The sequence below is a fragment of the uncultured Shewanella sp. genome (genome assembly GCF_947497935.1).
In the GTDB taxonomy this organism is placed as follows: Bacteria; Pseudomonadota; Gammaproteobacteria; order Enterobacterales; family Shewanellaceae; genus Shewanella.
In genome coordinates, this window is record NZ_CANMIO010000009.1 from 1 (window position 1) to 15,941 (window position 15,941).

Sequence of the window (15,941 nt, forward strand, 5' to 3'; positions counted from 1 at the left end):
GCTAGGTGCTAGGTGCTAGGTGCTAGGTGCTAGGTGCTAGGTGCTAGGTGCTAGGTGCTAGGTGCTAGGTGCTAGGTGCTAGGTAAATAGCAAAGCAGGTAAGCTATCGATTTCAAGCCGATAAACTGTTTAAATTTTTAATCCAAATACGAAAAAAGCCTTCACATTCATTATTATGTGAAAGTGTGAAGGCTTTCATCTTTGTGTTGCGCAGCGGATTGGCTCGTAATACTGATGAACCCGCGATCACGGCGTGAAAGTTTAATCAAAGCCGGACAGTACTCGTGATTTCACAGTTGCTTAACTTATTTTAAATTAGCTAAACGAAAAATGCTGTAACGAAAAAAGCCTTCACATTCATTATTATGTGAAAGTGTGAAGGCTTTCATCTTTGTGTTGCGCAGCGGATTGGCTCGTAATACTGATGAACCCGCGATCACGGCGTGAAAGTTTAATCAAAGCCGGACAGTACTCGTGATTTCACAGTTGCTTAACTTATTTTAAATTAGCTAAACGAAAAAAGCCTTCACATTGCTGTGAAGGCTTTCGTCTTTGTGTTGGCGGAGCGGACGGGACTCGAACCCGCGACCCCCGGCGTGACAGGCCGGTATTCTAACCAACTGAACTACCGCTCCTAAACTTTTCTAGAAACCATTAAGTTGATTTCTAAAGTCATTGTTATGTCACTAACATGACTTACGACTCACAACTAACTAAAACTAGCTAGCTTTTACTAAATTGGCGGAGCGGACGGGACTCGAACCCGCGACCCCCGGCGTGACAGGCCGGTATTCTAACCAACTGAACTACCGCTCCAAAACTTTTATAGAAATCTTTAAACTGATTTCTAAAGTCATTGCTATGTCACTAACATGACTTACGACTCACAACTAACTAAAACTAAGCTAGCTTTTACAAATTGGCGGAGCGGACGGGACTCGAACCCGCGACCCCCGGCGTGACAGGCCGGTATTCTAACCAACTGAACTACCGCTCCAAAACTTTTATAGAAATCTTTAAACTGATTTCTAATGTTACTCGTTATGTCACTAACAAATAACTAAAATTTAGTACTTGATTGGCGGAGCGGACGGGACTCGAACCCGCGACCCCCGGCGTGACAGGCCGGTATTCTAACCAACTGAACTACCGCTCCACATCAAGTGCGGTGAATAATACGTAGAGTGAGGTAGTCCGTCAATAAGTTTTTTATAAGATCTTTACTGACTAGTCGAAAAACGAACAATTGGTTTTTTCTTCAGCATTTACCTGAGAAACATTAGCGCTTACCAAGCTGATTATCGGTATCTTCCGGCATAGTGAGATCGATTTGGTCCAACTCAAGCAAAACCTTCTCTCTGCGGATCTCTTTCTCCAATCTTGCCTCTGTCGCTGCTAATGCTTTTTTAAGGTTACTGCGCTTACGAATAAATAATAAAACCAATATTCCTACCACTATTAGAACAATATTGATTGAGACTATCAGTAAAATTGCATCTTCTTTGGCTTCCTGCTCCTGTACCTTGGCTATCGCCTCAGCTCTGGCTGCTAACTCTTCTTCACTTGGTGGCGGCTCAGGCGGTTCAATGAGATTAAAAAACAGTTCAGGCAGGCTTAAATATATCTCTCGACCATCAAGGGTTGTGCTCATTGCACTAATTTTTAGATCGTAGCTTCCAAAATCAATGACTTTAGGTAAGTTGAACTGAGTTTGCTTTTCGGTGAAGTTGGCGATGGAGACAGGTATAATCTTACCCGTAGGCCCCATAATTTCGGCCTCGAGATGAGTCTGTTCCAATAACAGTACGTCATTATCTATCTGGATATCTAAAGTCCAGAGCCCGTCATTAGGATTTTCAGGGGTAAGCAAGTTCACGTCAATTGGGCGTTGAGACAGTCTAAAGTCCTGTGTGTATTCTCGCTCTAAAACCGTATTCTTAGCCTGAACTTGTAGGGCGTAATCCCCCCAAGGCTGCTCTAGATTCAAATCACTGGTAAAGATACCGTCATCAGGTTTTTCATCGAGCGCCTCTCCATTATCTCGATAAGCCCCGACAATGACGGTTCCCGCGGCGTAGTTTTCATCTGCGGTATTATTCTTGCTGACAAAGCGCGCCGTCCAATTCATCATGAAATCTAGACCTGGTAGGCGAACTTTCTGTTCATCTCCCAATAATCTAGCGGTTAACTTAAGGCGTTCCCCTTGGAACAAAGGCTGAGGAATAGCGTCGACTTCAATAGTCAGTGTCGAGACCTTTTCAATAACAGAGCCCTCTACCACTTGTCCAAGCAATTGCCATGGGCCCGGCATCGGCTTTTTAATGGTGATCATGTCACCCGTTAAGCCTTCCATCCAAGTCACTTTATCTTCTGGGTGACGATTCACATACCATTTACTGCCATCTGGACGCACGAGCACCACAGGCCCACTGCCGTACTCTCTATGGATGAGCAGAGTCATAGAATCGACCATATGGTCGATTCTAAACCGATTCTTCAGTTCCGAGGCATGATTAGAAAGCACTACATTAGCGAGTGCAGCGGCGCTCAGAGAGCAATAGCAGAGTAAGAAAGCCGTGAAAAGTTTAACTCTTCTAACCATATTGAGACTCATAAGGTGACATTTATCCGCGCCAGAGGCATTGTCCTGATTTTGCGACTAGATCCAATCGCTCTTCGTGTCTAATCAGTTCATCGGCCGATGCAGCGATCACTTTAAGTTTTGATCTATTTGCACTGAGTCGCTGGATACCTCCCCCCTCTTGCCCCGCTTTTTCGCTTGAAAGGTTAAACTTGGTCTGGCCACCTGTCATTAACAGATAAACATCGGCCAAAATCTCAGCATCGAGTAATGCGCCGTGAAGATCACGGGCCGAGTTATCGATACCGTATCGTTTACACAGGGCATCAAGGTTGTTCTTTTGCCCTGGGTGCAAGAACTTGGCAACTTCTAGAGAATCGAGTACCTGACAAATGTCTGTCGTTTTGGGGCCTAATGGCTGTAGCATCGAAAACTCATGATCCATAAAGCTAACGTCGAAGTTTGCGTTATGTGCCACGATTTCTGCGCCATCGATAAACTCGATAAAGCTTTGAGCGACTTCATGGAACTTTGGCTTGTCTGCAACAAACTCATTGGTAATACCATGGACCGCGATAGCCTCTTCATCGATAGGCTGTAGAGGATTAATGTACTCATGATAATGACGACCCGTTAAACGGCGGTTCACCACTTCGACACAACCAATTTCAATAATTCGATGACCTAAATAGATTGGGCCGCTCGACTGGTTCATACCTGTGGTTTCGGTATCGAGAATAATTTGCCGCTTGGCGCTTGAAACAATATTCATATGAATTTATACATTTCTCAGTTAAATTTTTTGGGTATACTCGCCCGCAATTATAGCTATGGTAGCAACTTGATGACTGGACTGAAACAGATCTCTATCTATACCGACGGTTCTTGCCTAGGAAATCCTGGTCCTGGCGGTTATGGCATCGTTTTAAAGTACAAAAAACGCACCAAAGAACTGGCTGATGGTTTTGCCCTCACCACCAATAATCGAATGGAGCTGCTTGCGCCGATTATAGCCCTCGAAGCGTTAAAGGTGCCATGCGAGGTTATATTAACCAGCGATAGCCAATATATGCGTCAAGGGATCACTCAGTGGATCCATGGTTGGAAACGTAAGGGGTGGATCACTTCGACGAACCAGCCCGTGAAGAATGTCGACCTATGGAAACGTTTGGACGCTGTATCACAACGTCACCAAGTTGAATGGCGCTGGGTTAAAGGCCACGCTGGGCATAGCGAAAACGAACGCTGTGACGATCTTGCACGCCAAGCTGCAGAGGCAAAGCCCACACAAGAAGATGGCGGCTACCTGTCTCAGCAAAAGCAAGACTAACGCTTTCCTCGGCTTGAGAAACTGCCACTATGGCAGTTTCTAGGCCTTATTTATATCAATATATCGATTAAAAAATTACTTATGTTCAACGTACCACCTTCACAACTTAATCTTCGTGAACTTAACCCTCAAATAGCTAGTGTTCAGTATTGAGAAAAGTTCGGCAAAAATCGATAAAAGCTAATCCCACTGGGGTAAAGTGGCGACTTTTATGGTGGATACGATAAAATTTTCGCTCTAAGGCAAGCCCTTCGACCTCGATGACCGCTAACTCTTTACGGATCAGTTCTTTCTCAAGAGTGAGCTCAGATAAAACCCCAAGCCCAGCACCTTGCTTTACCGCTTGCTTAATCGCATCAGGAGTCGAAAAACGAAACTTCTCTTGTGGTTGTAGATCCAGAGCATTGGCCGCACTAACAAAACAATCTCGCGTGCCGGAGCCCTCCTCTCGCATCACCCAAGGCATATCATTGAGTTCACTCGGCGCGACAATTTTTCCCGCGAGTGGATGCGCTGGATGACAAAACACCAACAACTTGTCTCTATGCCAGGCTTCGACGGCAATACGACTGTCGAGACATTGTCCTTCGATAAAGCCCATCTCACTTCTAAACTCTAGCACCGAATTAATCACCTTTTGACTATTTTCGATATCGACATTCACTAAGGTATTAGTATGCTGCTGACAAAATGCAACCGCCGACTTCGCCAAAAGATAATTACCTATCGTTGAGCTAGCACTGACGTTGAGATTACCGCCAAGCTCTGCGCCCGCAGGCGAAAAGGCATGTTCAATCTGATCGATTTTTTGCAGCGCTTGGGTTGCTAAAGGTAATAGCAAACTTCCCTGAGAGTTCAAACGCAGACGATTTCCAATACGTTCAAACAATCGCGCATCCAGTTGTTTCTCTAGCTCTGACAAAGCCATCGAGGTAGCTGGAGACGATAGGCTAAGCATCTCAGCCGCCTTGGCTACTTGGCCACTACGAGCTACCGCTTCAAAAACGGCTAGCTGTTTTAATGTAATACGCATTACGTCTCTTAATATTTATCTGAAGATTTTGGTGCATGGCCAGCACGACTTGCGCTTGCCGTTGACCAACTAGGCCGCTTAACTTTACGTTTTGCCTGTATTGGTGTTAACGGGGTTTCTAATTTCTTCGCCACCAGCACATAGACGCTCCCCGTACTAGGCAACCAGGATTTAAGCGCATGCGACCATATACTGTCTGTTTTCACATCTCGGAGCAGATGGTGATGTAATAAACGTTCATCGGCGACGACTTGATAGCCCAATAGGCCTAGCCAGTCTTTTACCCTTGAAGGCATAAAGAAACGCCCGCACCATGGGATCTCTTGTTGATAACTAGGTAGTATTTTCCCCATAAACATGGGACTAAGGGGATTGAATCCGGTTATCACCAGATGGCCACCAGAAATGAGCACTCTGTCTACTTCGCGAAGTAAACGATATGGATCCGATTCAAATTCGAGTAGGAAGTTCATCACAACCGCATCAATACTGGCGTTTTGGATCGGTAACTGACAGTAATCACCCTCAATATTCGCCTGAGCCTCATCGAATAAAGAGTACTGTTGACTAATGCCAACCCCAGTTTTTGCCATTTTATGGCTCAAGGGACCTAGATTAAGCATGAAATAACCAAAAATCCTTGGCCACCATGGAGATAAAGCCTGCTCTACACTTTGACGTATAACGGGCCCATTCGGGAGTTCTGACCAATGATAAGGCTGTAACGGTAATTCAGACTGTGACAAATCAATCTCCAAAATCATTGAAGCTCTACTTTAATAACGAAAGCGGTATACAAGCAATAGCTTTGCTCAGTAAACTGGGTTAAGTACTCAAAATTATTTAGCTGTATGCTTGATTATATAAAATGAGAGAGTTTAGACATGTTGCATATCACTCCATTATCCGCGTTCAATGATAATTATATCTGGGTGTTCCAATCTCAGCAAAATAGTGGCGTCTATGTTGTTGATCCAGGTGATGGCCAAGTTGTCATCGACTATCTTAACCAGACCGAACAGCCACTGCTCGGCATACTCATTACCCATCATCATCATGATCACACTGGGGGGATTGAGCAATTAATCTGTCAATTTGGTGAGCACATCGCAGTTTATGGCCCGCAAAGCGAAAATATTATCGGTGTTAACCACCCTATCGCAACCAGCGGTGACATCACGCTCACAAATGCTGGTGTTAATGCAAAGATTATTCAGTTGCCAGGGCATACCTTAGGTCATATCGCTTATTTGATTGAAGACGTATTGTTTTGTGGTGATACCTTGTTTAGTGCAGGATGCGGTCGTCTTTTTGAAGGCAGTGCCGAGCAGATGTACCAATCGCTAAGTGAATTGAGTCAACTTCCCGACAATACCAAGGTTTGCTGTGCTCATGAATACACCTTAGCGAATCTGGCATTTGCCAACACAGTTGAACCTAATAACGCTACGCTCATAGATTACACACAAAAGGCTCACGCTCTTCGTGCCCAAAGTAAGCCAACCTTGCCTTCATCTATTGGCCAAGAAAAGGCGATTAACCCCTTTTTAAGAAGCGATAGTGAGGAAATTTGGCAATCTTTATCCATTCAATTCCAACAACCTATCGATAATCCATTGCAAAGCTTCTCACTTCTACGCCAATGGAAAGACAATTTCTAAAAAATAATCTACAATAGCTCGCTATTCCAGCGCCACTAAGCCAGATTTTTCTGGCTTTTTTGAGCCTAAGTTAAGGACACTGATTTTAGATGCGCGTACCATTTTTATTTGTCGCAGGGGGCATTGCCCTGTTGGCAGGTTGTCAAACTTTAGACAACCAACAGACTTCGGAAGGGATCCCTGCCAAGCCAGTTGCAGTTGAGAAAGTCGCCCCAAAACCTATTGAACCAGAGATTGTTGAGGTCGTTGAAGTTACCGATATTTGGCAGCGTATTAGTCTCAATATGCAGATGGAAGTGCCCGATGAAAAACTCGTTCGCCAATATCGCGACTGGTATATCAAACATCCTCAACATTTAGAGCGCGTATCTGAACGAGCGACGCCATTTATGTATCTGATTGTAGATGAAATTGAAAAGCGTAATCTACCAATCGAATTGGCCCTACTACCGATAGTTGAGAGTGCTTTCGATCCTTTTGCATACTCACATGGTGCGGCATCTGGCCTTTGGCAGTTCACTTCGCCAATGGCACGTCACTTCGGTCTACAGATGAATTGGTGGTATGACGGTCGCAGAGATGTCCCCGCCGCGACGACTGCCGCTTTAGATATGCTTGAGTACCTACATGGTAAAACGGGCCAAAACTGGCTATATGCCATTGCAGCCTACAATACCGGCGAAGGTCGTGTGATCAACGCCGCTAAGCGTAATAAGAAAAAAGGTTTACCGACTGATTTCTTTAGTCTAAATCTTCCAAGAGAAACTGAGCGCTATGTGCCTCAGTTACTTGCACTAGCCGATGTGATCAAAAATGCCGATAAGTACGGCATTAAACTGACTCCGATCAGTAATGAACCTCAAATAGAAGTCGTTAATATTGGTAGCCAAATTGATTTAGCGCTTGCTGCTGACATTGCCAATATGACCACATCTGAACTACACAAGTTAAACCCAGGCTTTAACCGCTGGGCTACGGCTCCTGAAGGACCGCACAAACTTGTATTGCCAGTCGATAAAGCCGATGCCTTTAAACTTGCGTTAAATGACACGACCACAACAGATCGACTAAATTGGGAACGCTATAAAATTCAGTCAGGCGACAGTTTAGGATTAATCGCAAAGCGTTATCGCACTACGATTTCAGCATTGAAAGCGGTCAATGATATCAATGGCAACACCATTGTGGCCGGAAAATACTTGTTGATCCCTGTTGCGGCGAAAAACCTTGATGAATACCTGTTATCAGCCGATCAGCGCTTAGCGCGTCAGCAAAATAAATCCCGTGGTGCCAGTAAAATTACCTATAAGGTTAGATCGGGTGATTCACTGTGGAAAATTGCGAAGCTGCACAAAGTGAAAACCAATCAGCTTGCGAGCTGGAACAGCATGGCACCTAAAGATCCGTTACAGATAGGCCAAAAGCTAGTCATCTGGTCTGGTAACGTATCTAACAAGAGCGGTCTAAGCGAAGTGATGCGCACCGTTAACTATAAGGTTCGTAATGGTGATTCTTTAGCTCGCATCGCCAGTAAGTTCAACGTCAGTGTTAACGATCTCGTGCGTTGGAACTCGCTAGAAAAGAGCAAGTACATTCAACCAGGTCAGATGCTAAAACTCTATGTTGATATGACAAAAGTCAGAACATAAATTACCCTCATAAAAAAAGGCGACCTAAGGTCGCCTTTTTTGTCGCTTTCGTCTGCTTTAGTAGTTATATATCACCGGAAGCATTACTGGCACCTGAGACTCAGTCGCACGTCCGGCAAAGATAACTTTAAGGCTATAACCTTTACCTATGTTTGCGACGACATCCGCCGGAATTGCAAACTTGACTCGTTGAGTTTTACCCGCTGGCATCACTAGCTCTCGAATTGCCTGAGTAAACATCATCTCATTTGACCAAGCCCAGACTCGTTTGCCTTGAGGATCGAGTAACCATAGGTCTGCTGTCATTCCAGAAGGAAACATCAAGGGCACGCCATGAGACTGATTATTAGTGTATTCTAGGGTAATATCAGCCTTGTTTTTCACCACTAGCTGAGCATCTAATAGTCCCTGACTCATAGACTTGCCATCCTTAACGTCACGTTGTTCACCGTTAGCGGCACCAACAATACCTGCGGGTGCCCCTGCTACTGGTGCCTGTTGTAGCTGAACACTCGGCGCATTAGTCGCTGCATCCGTACCAAGCTGCTCAGCCTCAGTTTGTTGGCCAGAACAGCCCAGTAAACTAACTGTAATTAAAGGGAATAAAAGTATCTTAACCATTACAGGCCTCCAAATTTCTTAAATAAGCTGTCTTTTAGCTTATTGGTTTCATCTTTAAGTTTTGAGTCCAGTAAGGCTTTAGTGTCTAAAGCAAATTTTGGCTCTGACATAGTACCGCTAATCGCAAATGGGATCTCAACGCCATAAAGTGAATCGCGAGTCTCGCCGCCTTGTCCTTCCAGTGAGCCAACCACAGATGTCGTTAACTTATAGTCTAATGCCTCGTTAATAATGTTCGCCGTACCCGCCCCTTTTAAGCGGATAAGTGGTGAAGCCATATCCAGATCTGGGTTTGTAACCACGCCTTTTGCGACATTAAATGAGCCTGTCATACTGGTAAAGTCTGTTTTCTTCTCAGTAGAGCCCGAACTGGCTGACAGATCGCCGCCCAACTTCGCTTTTGCTTCACGGATCATCTGTGGAATATTGACTCCATGAATTGCACCATCGGCAATCTCAAACTGCCCCTTCGCAACAAGGTTTCGCTTCAGGTTATCGGGTATTAAGCTTCGTCCCTTACCCGCTACGTTAAAGTTTGCTTCACCGTCTAGCAGATCCACGTCGGCCATATCGATTAGCAGTGCACGAATATCCACACCCGAGAGGCGCTTATCGAACTGATATTTAGCCACCTTGTCTCTGCCATCAAGTTTTGCCGTTGCACTAATTTTTCCGCCATAAAGGTCTGCAGATAGTTGCTTAATATCGGCTACGCCACCTTTCATCAGCAGCTTCATCACCCAGTTTTGAGTCTTTAAGTTTGCCACTTTAACCGACTTAATCCTGACATCCACATCAAGATTAACAGACTTCATCGCCGTTAAATTTGGTTCAACCGCTTTCGATAACTTTGTTGATGGTTTTTGTTTTGGTTTATCTTCATTCTTCCTCTCGCCCTCTTGCTTTGGCAACAGCGCATCAAGGTCAACATTGCCCACTTCAAGCTTTGCCACAACTTGAGGCACTTTACTTCCGAATGCGACATCGAGCTTACCTGTAGCATTGATATTGGCAGCACTAAAACTTGAGAGTACTAGACTCAATGTTTGCTTATCTAATGCCACAACTAAGGAGGTTGCTAAATCAGCCTTTAGGTTGCCATTTGGCATACCTTCGCCAGTGATTTGGTTATTAACTACAAAATCATTAATGGTAATAGTCTGTAGATCTTGCGCGACCTTGAGCTGCCCTTTTCCTTGGCTACTTACAGCCATATCAGGCAAGGTAGCAGAAAACTCATACTGTAGCGCTGCAAACTCACCCAATTGGAATCTACCTAAAGTTAACTCTTTTAAGGAGAAAACTTGTTCACTTTGGCTTACGTGGTCAAAATTAGTGATTTGAGTATTGGTAATTGAAATACCGCCAATATCGAGCCGTGCTAGCGTAGCATTACTCGAAGGCGTACTTTGCGTTGCACCTTCTGAGGCAGTCTTGTTATCTGCGTTACCGGCCAGACCATCGAAACTTGTCCGGCCATCCTTTTGCGTTTCCAACATCAAGGTCAAACCATCAAGATTGAGTTGAGATATCTCAACTTCTTTCTTTAATAGCGGCATTAATGCAACCTCTGCAACCACTTGGTTCACGGATACCATAGAGCTATTCTTAAAGCCTGCAGGGTTTGAAAGCGTAATGTTTCCTAACTTTATTCCCAAACTAGGAAAGAATGTCCACGATAAGTCACTACCAATAGCCAATTCCCTTCCCGTCTGCTGTTTCACCAAATCGACGATTTGAGGCTTAAAGTCGTTAGGATCAAAAATCACGGTGATATATAGCACCAAGGCGAGGACTAATCCTAAGAGAGTTATAAAAAACCATTTTAAAAATTTCATAGCAGATCCCATCTGTTATCACTAAAAGACTCATAGAGCCTGAATTTTATCAACAGACTTTATATAAAGAGTCTAATTTGAAGAAATAGTTATATATTCAGTACCGAAGTATCTAGCGCTTCATTAGATATCGCCACTCCGTTACCGTCGGCATAGATGAATGATTGGGGTGAAATAATAACGCCGTATATTTCTACAGCAATGTTAACTTCACCAATACCTTTTTTCACTGTTTTTACTGGGTTAGCGCCAATAGCTTGAATTCCAAGGTTAATGGTTTTCAATGTACCGACATCTCGAACACAGCCTAAAATGACCACTCCTTGCCAGCCGTTATCTGCAGCACTTTGCGCTATCATATCGCCTAACAGGGCACAATCCATCCCTCCTTGTCCATCGACAACTAAGACTTTACCTCGACCGTCTTGCGCTAGTAACTCTTTGACTTTTGAATTGTCTCGATAACATTTTACCGTGACGACTTCCCCCCAAAAGCATTCTTGTTTACCATAAGACATAAACATAGGCGGGAGTAATATGAGTTTGTCGCCATAAGCGTCAAATAAATCAGGTAACAGATCTAGCATCAAGCCTCCATGCGTAGGTATAAGTAACTCTCTCCATAGACTGACAGGTAAGCAGTCGAAACCCAAGTATTAACGCAGAAATTTACGATAATTTATGTCATCCAGACTTTTCCACGAACAAAATACAAACTATAATATTATTCAATGTCTCAAACAGACTCCTCTGTTAGTTAGCCGTAGGTAGAAATGAACACTAATATCGAATTAGAGAGTGCTATCGCAGCACTTGACCAGTATGGTTATGATAAAAAACATTCCAGTGATTTAGAGCAAGCTCGTAATAAAGCACAAATGTTAAAATATATCGATTCGCTAGACTTTAGTCTTCGTCGATTATTAATATTACAAGAAGCGGTTAATGAACAAGTCGAGAAAGAAAAGAAGCTAATTACTCAGAAAGAAAATATCCAGACCTATAAAACGAAAATTATTAATCTTTCACGTCAATTTAATCTTTCCTATGATGAAGTCGTCCAGATAATGAAACAACAGGAAAACGGTTAAAAAACAACAGCCTCACACAGGTGTTATAGCCAAATACAATAGCTTATAACTTTTATTAATAATTGCTGGTTCTGACAGATTGAATATGGCCTTTAAGTTTTTCAACAACATCTAACTGCAGATTTATAGCCTATGGATGGGCTAAACTCTCAAGATATTCATAAACTCCCACATTCAAACTCAAAAAACGAGTAATAAACCCATCAATAAAACTGGATTAAAGCGCTAAAGCGGCATTGAGACCCGGCGCAAGAATAATACAAATCAGTATAAGAAGTTGATCTACTCAGAACGTTTTTTGGCAAACTAATTCAAGGCGAATAACCGAAAGAATGCTTGCTCCCTCGTGAAGTTGTTCAACGCAGAAGTAGGCAGCCAAAAACGCTTCATAGTGGCGAGCAAATCTTTATACTGATTGGTATAACAGCCCTGCTCCTAACAACGCACTTTTTGTAGTGTCCCCCTTTCATGCGGCATGGGACTGAACGTTAATCATCTAATGACGAGTTCAGCCTCTTTATCTTCTATCAACACTTAAAGAGTAAACTGTCATGCAAGTCTTTTATTTGTCTTTGCCCAAGATATGAATATTTCCAATATACATAGACTTTAAATAACCAGCTAAGATCCTACTTATCTCACTCTTTACTCGAAAAATCGCCAAAATGTTTAAAAAAAGTCTGTTTCCAGTTTTTAATTTTGTTAAGTCTAATTCCAATTAATACACTAAAAAATAGCAAGTATAGGCTTGGTTCAATGATTTCAGATTTAACTGACCAATAAAAATGAACAGGAACTAATACGGCAATAAGATAAATAGAATTATGCAGTCGTTGCCAACGTTTTCCCATCTTCCGTCTAACAGCGTTAAACGAGGTAATAGCTAACGCCGATAATAAGATATAGGCTATCGCGCCAACGAGTATGTAAGGACGCTTCACCACCTCTTCAAAAAATAATGACCAAGCAAACAGTAGATCTAAGCTAAAAAAAGCCAGCACATGTAAACTGGCATAGGCAAATACATACAATCCCACTAAGCGCCGAGTTTGTAATAATAAGCCTAATTTAAATTTCTTGGCTATTGGCGATATAAGCAAGGTGGCAGCTAACGAGTTAAGCGCGCCTATGCCAGTAAAGTGGATAATATACTGCACCGGATCACCGCCCGCATTATCAGTCAACACCTTGATAACTAAGTAAGCGATAGGGATAAGTCCAATGAGGTGAAATAATGATTTTAGCCAAAACAGACGACGGCTAGTCGAGCTCATAATAGTCTCCCTCAGACGCTATCTTAACGACTAGAGTCATTTCTTACGTACCCATTCCATTAATAGAATCGCTTCAGATCCATGCCGCTATATAGGCTAGCAACAGACTCGCCATAGCCATTAAAAGGCAGTGTTGGGATCCGTTTGGCAGAGAATAAGCCTCCCTGTGCAATTCTTCGTTCCGAAGCCTGAGACCACCTTGGATGGTCAACTGCAGGATTAACATTGGCAAAAAAGCCATATTCATTAGGGGCTAGTCGATTCCAAGATGTGGGCGGTTGCTTATCAGTCAGACGAATACGCACTACCGACTTAATACTTTTGAAACCGTACTTCCAGGGAACAACCAGTCGTATAGGCGCACCGTTTTGCGGCGGTAGCGTTTTACCGTATAGCCCGACTGACATAAATGTAAGATCGTTCACCGCCTCTGCTAAGGTTAAGCCCTCAACGTAAGGGTAGTGAATTCCCCCCCCCACATAAGCATTTTTCTGACCCGGCATCTGCTCAGGATCGTACAAGGTTTCAAAAGCCACATATTTTGCTCTGCTGTTTACCCCTACTTTTTTAAGCAGTGCCGCTAGCGAAAATCCAACCCAAGGGATCACCATGGACCAGGCTTCTACACAGCGAAAATTATAAGTGCGCTCCTCTAACGGAAACAAGCTGAGCAGATCGTCATAATCCAGCGTCATAGGCTTGTCGACTTCACCATCAATAATCAACTTCCAGGGATCAACTTTCAGCTCCTGAGCATTTTCTTGAGGATCTGTTTTGCTCGTGCCAAATTCGAAAAAGTTATTGTGAGAAATAATCTTAGCTTCTGGGGTTAACTCACCATAGAGTAAATGATCGTACTCAGTTTGTTTCTCAAAGGACAACGTCTTGGTAAGAAAAGCCGCTTTTTGTTTATCGCTTGAGAATAGATCGAGTATTCCAGCATTAGCATGAGAAGACAACAGCGCTCCGGCACCTACAAAGCCTAACTGCTTTAAAATTTGCCGGCGGTCTTGATAGACCTCTTCAGGGGTAATATCACCCTCTTTAAATTTGTTCCATGCAGCAGTTTTTTTTATATTCATTGGCCGCTTCCATCCTTTTGTGTATCTGCATATTGCTATTAACTAATCAGACCGTTCTTTTTTGAGAAAGGTTTCAAATCCGCGTTAATTAAATTATCCCCCACGAAGCTGTCACACTTTATTAACAGCTGCCTATGTCTGCAGCACTTACTTTACCAATCGCTTCGTTAAGCTTGCAGTGTCTAAACTGCCGTGCCACCCTAAGGCTTCATTTATCATGTTAAGAGCCTTCTCACATGCCTTTAGAGTTAGCCTTCTCCACCCCACAAATTGTCGTTATTGCCGCTATAGCCTTTCTATCTATGTTAATTGGCGCGCTATTTAATCAAAAAAAGACCCGTAGTCGATGGGAACAGGCACGAAGTCAGCTAACTGAGGAGATGGAACAAACAAAGCTAGAACTTAACGGTGACATTCTCGAACTAAAAGAAACAATTCATCAGAAAGAATTAGTTATAGACCAATATCAAGACAAACTAGAGTTCCGTTTAGAGCAATTAGGCAAGGCCCAAGCCCAAGCCGAGCGCACCCTTGAGCTTGAACAGTCGCTGAGCGAAAACCAACGCAAACAGATGGAAACGCAGCTGGCATTGTCAAAGTCTAATGCCATGCAGCAAACTCTCACAGCCAGCTTCGAAGCTAAGCAACAAGCCCTCAATGATAAAATACAACTTCTAGAAGATTCAGAAGTTCGGCTTAATGCTCAGTTTGAAAATTTAGCCACTAAGATTTTCGAAGCAAGAAGTGAAAAACTTCAAACCCAAAACAATCAACAATTAGATAATGTGCTTGCGCCTTTCAAACAGCAACTGGAAGGCTTTAGAGCCCAAGTTCAAGCTTCATATTCACATGAGCAGACTCAGCGAAGCGCACTTAAGCATCAACTCGACTCATTAACTGAACTTAATTTAAAGATGAGCCAAGATGCTGTTAACCTCACCAAAGCGCTCAAGGGCGATAACAAGCAGCAAGGTAACTGGGGCGAAGTCATTCTTGAACGCGTCTTACAAGAAAGTGGCTTAAGAGAAGGTCACGAATACGATACCCAGACAGATCTCAAAAATGAAATCGGTAAACGCTTTAAACCCGATGTGATTGTTCATTTACCAGAAAATAAAGACGTGGTTATCGACGCTAAGATGTCTCTCGTGGCTTACGAGAGATACTTTAACAGTGATGATGAAGCCGTACGTACTCAAGCTATTAAAGAACATATTATCTCTGTTAGAGGCCATATTAAGGGCCTAAGTCAAAAGGATTATCAAAAGCTACATGGTTTAAAGAGCCTAGATTATGTATTGATGTTTATTCCGCTAGAGCCAGCATTTCTTTTAGCACTCGAGCATGATCCTAGCCTGGTCAACTATGCCCTTGAGAGCAATATTATGCTCGTCAGCCCAACCAATTTATTGGTGGCACTGCGAACCATTAACAATATTTGGCGCTACGAATACCAAAATCAAAATGCCCAGTTGATTGCCAAGCAAGCAGGCAGGATCTACGACAAATTGTGTGGATATCTAGACGATATGGAGAAACTGGGCCGCGCAATAGAATCAGCAGATAAAAACTTTAGCAGCGCAATGAACAAGTTATCTACGGGTAAAGGTAACGTTATCCGTCAAGCGCATCAGATGCAGCAACTTGGAGTAGAAACCAGTAAAAAAGTGGATGCCCAACTTCTAGATAAAGCGCTAAGCTTATCTGGTGATGATTTTCTTCACGATGAATTAACCTTGAATACCGAAAAAATTTCATAATAGGGACTGTTAGGGGGATAG

14 protein-coding genes and 4 tRNA genes are annotated in these 15,941 nt (G+C 43.2%); 5 read left to right on the forward strand and 13 right to left on the reverse strand.

Annotated features, from left to right (window positions below; translation table 11 throughout):
* Positions 1-558: 558 nt before the first annotated feature.
* From Q1A86_RS11845 to dnaQ, 6 genes are all read right to left on the reverse strand, one after another.
* Positions 559-635 (reverse strand) — tRNA-Asp (locus Q1A86_RS11845).
* A 104-nt stretch (positions 636-739) separates the two neighbouring features.
* Positions 740-816 (reverse strand) — tRNA-Asp (locus Q1A86_RS11850).
* Between the two features lie 104 nt (positions 817-920).
* Positions 921-997, reverse strand: a tRNA-Asp gene (locus Q1A86_RS11855).
* A gap of 82 nt (positions 998-1,079) precedes the next feature.
* Positions 1,080-1,156 (reverse strand) — tRNA-Asp (locus Q1A86_RS11860).
* 123 nt (positions 1,157-1,279) lie between these two features.
* Positions 1,280-2,602, reverse strand: a complete 1,323-nt coding sequence (locus Q1A86_RS11865) for a TIGR03503 family protein (protein ID WP_367277920.1) — start codon at positions 2,600-2,602, stop codon at positions 1,280-1,282.
* A gap of 22 nt (positions 2,603-2,624) precedes the next feature.
* Positions 2,625-3,353, reverse strand: coding sequence for a DNA polymerase III subunit epsilon (gene dnaQ / locus Q1A86_RS11870; protein WP_299806772.1), 729 nt, complete (start codon positions 3,351-3,353; stop codon positions 2,625-2,627).
* Between the two features lie 72 nt (positions 3,354-3,425).
* Between dnaQ and rnhA the strand changes: the two genes are divergently transcribed.
* Positions 3,426-3,911, forward strand: coding sequence for a ribonuclease HI (gene rnhA, locus Q1A86_RS11875; protein ID WP_299806774.1), 486 nt, complete (start codon positions 3,426-3,428; stop codon positions 3,909-3,911).
* Positions 3,912-4,047: 136 nt separating this feature from the next.
* On the opposite strand, the gene Q1A86_RS11880 is transcribed toward rnhA, so the two are convergent.
* Positions 4,048-4,944 carry a LysR substrate-binding domain-containing protein gene (locus tag Q1A86_RS11880; RefSeq protein WP_299806776.1) on the reverse strand — a complete coding sequence of 299 codons (897 nt, stop codon included), beginning with the start codon at positions 4,942-4,944 and terminating at the stop codon, positions 4,048-4,050.
* Positions 4,945-4,952: 8 nt separating this feature from the next.
* Entirely contained in the window at positions 4,953-5,690 is a 738-nt protein-coding gene (locus tag Q1A86_RS11885) for a class I SAM-dependent methyltransferase (RefSeq protein WP_299806778.1), read from the reverse strand.
* A 138-nt stretch (positions 5,691-5,828) separates the two neighbouring features.
* Here Q1A86_RS11885 and gloB point away from each other — a divergent pair, with 138 nt between their 5' ends.
* Both gloB and Q1A86_RS11895 read left to right on the forward strand, forming a co-directional pair.
* The gene (gloB, locus tag Q1A86_RS11890; protein WP_299806780.1) at positions 5,829-6,605 is read left to right on the forward strand and encodes a hydroxyacylglutathione hydrolase; all 777 of its coding nucleotides are present in this window, start codon (positions 5,829-5,831) and stop codon (positions 6,603-6,605) included.
* A gap of 89 nt (positions 6,606-6,694) precedes the next feature.
* Positions 6,695-8,254, forward strand: a complete 1,560-nt coding sequence (locus Q1A86_RS11895; RefSeq protein ID WP_299806782.1) for a LysM peptidoglycan-binding domain-containing protein — start codon at positions 6,695-6,697, stop codon at positions 8,252-8,254.
* A gap of 57 nt (positions 8,255-8,311) precedes the next feature.
* Here the strand turns inward: Q1A86_RS11895 and Q1A86_RS11900 are convergent, their stop codons facing one another.
* The 3 genes from Q1A86_RS11900 to Q1A86_RS11910 form a co-directional block, all read right to left on the reverse strand.
* The gene (locus Q1A86_RS11900) at positions 8,312-8,875 is read right to left on the reverse strand and encodes a BsuPI-related putative proteinase inhibitor (protein ID WP_299806784.1); all 564 of its coding nucleotides are present in this window, start codon (positions 8,873-8,875) and stop codon (positions 8,312-8,314) included.
* Positions 8,875-10,713 carry an AsmA family protein gene (locus tag Q1A86_RS11905; protein ID WP_299806786.1) on the reverse strand — a complete coding sequence of 613 codons (1,839 nt, stop codon included), beginning with the start codon at positions 10,711-10,713 and terminating at the stop codon, positions 8,875-8,877. Before Q1A86_RS11905 ends, Q1A86_RS11900 begins: the two co-directional genes overlap by 1 nt.
* Positions 10,714-10,802: 89 nt before the next feature.
* Positions 10,803-11,300: a putative 4-hydroxy-4-methyl-2-oxoglutarate aldolase gene (locus Q1A86_RS11910; RefSeq protein ID WP_299806788.1), complete on the reverse strand. Its 498-nt coding sequence runs from the start codon at positions 11,298-11,300 to the stop codon at positions 10,803-10,805.
* Between the two features lie 186 nt (positions 11,301-11,486).
* Here Q1A86_RS11910 and Q1A86_RS11915 point away from each other — a divergent pair, with 186 nt between their 5' ends.
* On the forward strand, positions 11,487-11,804 hold the full coding sequence (locus Q1A86_RS11915) for a hypothetical protein (RefSeq protein WP_299806790.1): 318 nt from the start codon (positions 11,487-11,489) through the stop codon (positions 11,802-11,804).
* 638 nt (positions 11,805-12,442) lie between these two features.
* On the opposite strand, the gene msrQ is transcribed toward Q1A86_RS11915, so the two are convergent.
* Positions 12,443-13,081, reverse strand: coding sequence for a protein-methionine-sulfoxide reductase heme-binding subunit MsrQ (gene msrQ, locus Q1A86_RS11920; protein ID WP_299807055.1), 639 nt, complete (start codon positions 13,079-13,081; stop codon positions 12,443-12,445).
* A 56-nt stretch (positions 13,082-13,137) separates the two neighbouring features.
* Positions 13,138-14,160, reverse strand: a complete 1,023-nt coding sequence (gene msrP / locus Q1A86_RS11925; protein ID WP_299806792.1) for a protein-methionine-sulfoxide reductase catalytic subunit MsrP — start codon at positions 14,158-14,160, stop codon at positions 13,138-13,140.
* Positions 14,161-14,396: 236 nt separating this feature from the next.
* Between msrP and rmuC the strand changes: the two genes are divergently transcribed.
* Positions 14,397-15,920 (forward strand): DNA recombination protein RmuC, encoded by a 1,524-nt coding sequence (rmuC, locus tag Q1A86_RS11930; protein WP_299806794.1) that lies wholly within the window; start codon positions 14,397-14,399, stop codon positions 15,918-15,920.
* The last annotated feature ends 21 nt before the right edge of the window (positions 15,921-15,941 follow it).